The 2,509-nt window shown below is 17.4% G+C and carries 3 protein-coding genes and 1 pseudogene; all 4 read left to right on the top strand.

Annotated features, from left to right (window positions below):
* A pseudogene (tsf, locus tag GJT96_RS01155) lies at positions 1-187 on the top strand (translation elongation factor Ts); the annotation flags it as partial.
* Positions 188-248: 61 nt separating this feature from the next.
* The gene (gene pyrH, locus GJT96_RS01150; protein ID WP_169780406.1) at positions 249-977 is read left to right on the top strand and encodes a UMP kinase; all 729 of its coding nucleotides are present in this window, start codon (positions 249-251) and stop codon (positions 975-977) included.
* Between the two features lie 29 nt (positions 978-1,006).
* Positions 1,007-1,561, top strand: a complete 555-nt coding sequence (locus tag GJT96_RS01145; protein ID WP_169780405.1) for a ribosome recycling factor — start codon at positions 1,007-1,009, stop codon at positions 1,559-1,561.
* Between the two features lie 59 nt (positions 1,562-1,620).
* The gene (gene uppS, locus GJT96_RS01140; protein ID WP_169780404.1) at positions 1,621-2,358 is read left to right on the top strand and encodes a polyprenyl diphosphate synthase; all 738 of its coding nucleotides are present in this window, start codon (positions 1,621-1,623) and stop codon (positions 2,356-2,358) included.
* The last annotated feature ends 151 nt before the right edge of the window (positions 2,359-2,509 follow it).

Genomic DNA, 2,509 nt, shown 5'->3' with positions numbered 1-2,509 from the left:
ACCTAAAATTATTATAAAAAAAATAATAAAAGGTCGTATAAAAAAATTTATAGATAGTATTACATTATATAATCAAAAATTTTTGTTAGATAATAATAAAACAGTATTTAATATTTTAAATGAAAATAAAATGAAAATTTTAAGTTTTATATGTTTAGAAATTAGTAAAAATATAATTAAAAATTAATTTTTTATTTATATAACTTAATTAATTGTATTTTATAAAATATATAATATATAAGTGTCTTATGAAGATTAAAAAAAAAATAGTTTATAATCGTATCATATTAAAAATTAGTGGAGAATTTTTACAAGGTAAAAATCTATCAGGTATAGATAATAAATTATTAGATTATATTATACAAGAAATAAAAAGTATTTTACCTTTAGGAATCGAAATTGGTATAGTAATAGGGGGAGGAAATTTATTTAGAGGTAGATATTGTAATGAAAATAATAATATAAAAAGAGTTTTAGGCGATCAAATTGGTATGATATCAACCATAATTAATGGTTTATTATTATATCATTCTATTAAAAAAAAATTAATAAATGTATATTTAATGTCTTCTTTACCTATACAAGGTATTTGTAAAGAATATAATACTTTTAAAGCAATTGACCTAATTAAAAATCACATAGTTATATTAGCTGGAGGTATTGGTAATCCATTATTTACTACAGATACTACAGCATGTTTAAGAGCTATTGAATTAGAAGCTGATGCTATATTAAAAGCAACTAAAGTTGATGGGGTATATTCTAAAGATCCTATAAATTATCCTAATGCTAAATTTTTTCATACAATAAATTATGATTATGTAATAAAAAAAAGAATTAAAATTATGGACAATACTGCATTTTTTTTAGCAAATGATTATAATATACCTATACATATTTTTAATATTCAAAAACCTGGTTCTCTTTATAAGATTTTAACCGGTAAAATTATAGGAACAATAATAAAAAATTATTAAATAAATTTAATTTAAATAAAGGATAATATATGGATAATAATATCATTAATGATAATGAAAAAAGTATGCAAAAATGTTTAAATAAATTTATAAAAAAAATAAATATTTTATCACAAAATAGATTATCTCCTTGTTTATTAGATTATATTTATTTAAAATTAAATAAAAAATTAATACCTATTAACCAAATATCTTCTATAGTTTTAGAAAATAATTTTACTCTTAAAATTACACCATTTGATTCTACAATAAAAAAAAATATAGAAAAAAGTATTATACTTTCAAATTTAGATGTAACAACTAAAATTATGGGACGTAATATATATGTATATATATCTCCCATTACAGAATCTAAAAAAATAAAAATTATAAAAAATCTAAAAATAGAAACTGAACAAAATAAAATTAATATTAGAAATATACGTAAAAAATCAAAACATAAAGTTAAAAATCTATTAAAATATAAACAAATAAACAAAAACCAAGAAAAAGAATTGTATAATAAGATTCAAAAACAAACAATATTTTATATTAATGAAATTCAAAATTTTTTTAAAAAAATAGAAAAAAATTTATTATGTTAATTTTATTCTGTTAAAAATAAAAATTATTTTTTATTTATTAAAATTTTAAATTTTAGAAAATGGAAAAGATAATTTTACAAAAAAATATCAATAATATTCATTATTATCCTAAACATATTGCAATTATTATGGATGGCAATAGAAGATGGGCAAAAAAAAATAAAAAATTAAAATATTTAGGACATAAAAAAGGAGTAAAAACTGTAAAAAAAATTATTGGTTTATCATTAAAATATAAAATTAAAGCATTAACTTTATATGCTTTTAGCAGTGAAAATTGGAAACGATCTAATCAAGAAATTAAATTTTTAATGAATTTATTTCAAAAAATTTTAGATATAGAGGCTGTAAATTTAAAAAAACAAGATATACGTTTAAAAATTATTGGTAATATAAATCAATTAAATTTTTCTTTACAAAAATCTATTACTAAAGCAGAACTTTTAACAAAAAATAATAATAAATTATTATTAAATATAGCTATAAATTATGGTGGACGTTGGGATATAATTAATAGTATAAAAAAAATAGCCTTTAAAATTTATAATAGAATATTACATCCTAACGATATTAATGAAAATATGATAAATAATTATATTTGTTTAAATAATATTTTTCCTGTAGATTTAGTAATTAGAACAGGAGGTGAACATCGTATCAGTAATTTTTTAATTTGGCAAATCGCTTATTCAGAATTATATTTTACTCAAACATTATGGCCTGATTTTAATGAATATGATTTTAAACAGGCACTTAATTTTTTTAGAAAAAGACATCGTCGTTTTGGTGGAGATTAGATATGTTATTTTATTTTTTTTAGAAAAAATTTTTATATTATTATGAGAATTAATATTAATTTTAGGAGTTATAATTTTGATAAATATTTTATATAATATTATAATATTTTGTATTACCATAAGTAGTTTAATTATAATTCATGAATGTGGA

Origin of the sequence: Enterobacteriaceae endosymbiont of Donacia piscatrix (genome assembly GCF_012569525.1) — a bacterium.
Lineage (GTDB): Bacteria > Pseudomonadota > Gammaproteobacteria > Enterobacterales > Enterobacteriaceae.
The sequence above is the reverse complement of the archived record's forward strand: the minus strand, read 5'-3'. Positions and strand labels throughout refer to the sequence as shown.

Coding starts and splice junctions, on each gene's coding strand:
- uppS (WP_169780404.1), top strand. CDS start 1,621: ATGGAAAAGATAATTTTACAAAAAAATATCAATAATATTCATTATTAT.
- GJT96_RS01145 (WP_169780405.1), top strand. CDS start 1,007: ATGGATAATAATATCATTAATGATAATGAAAAAAGTATGCAAAAATGT.
- pyrH (WP_169780406.1), top strand. CDS start 249: ATGAAGATTAAAAAAAAAATAGTTTATAATCGTATCATATTAAAAATT.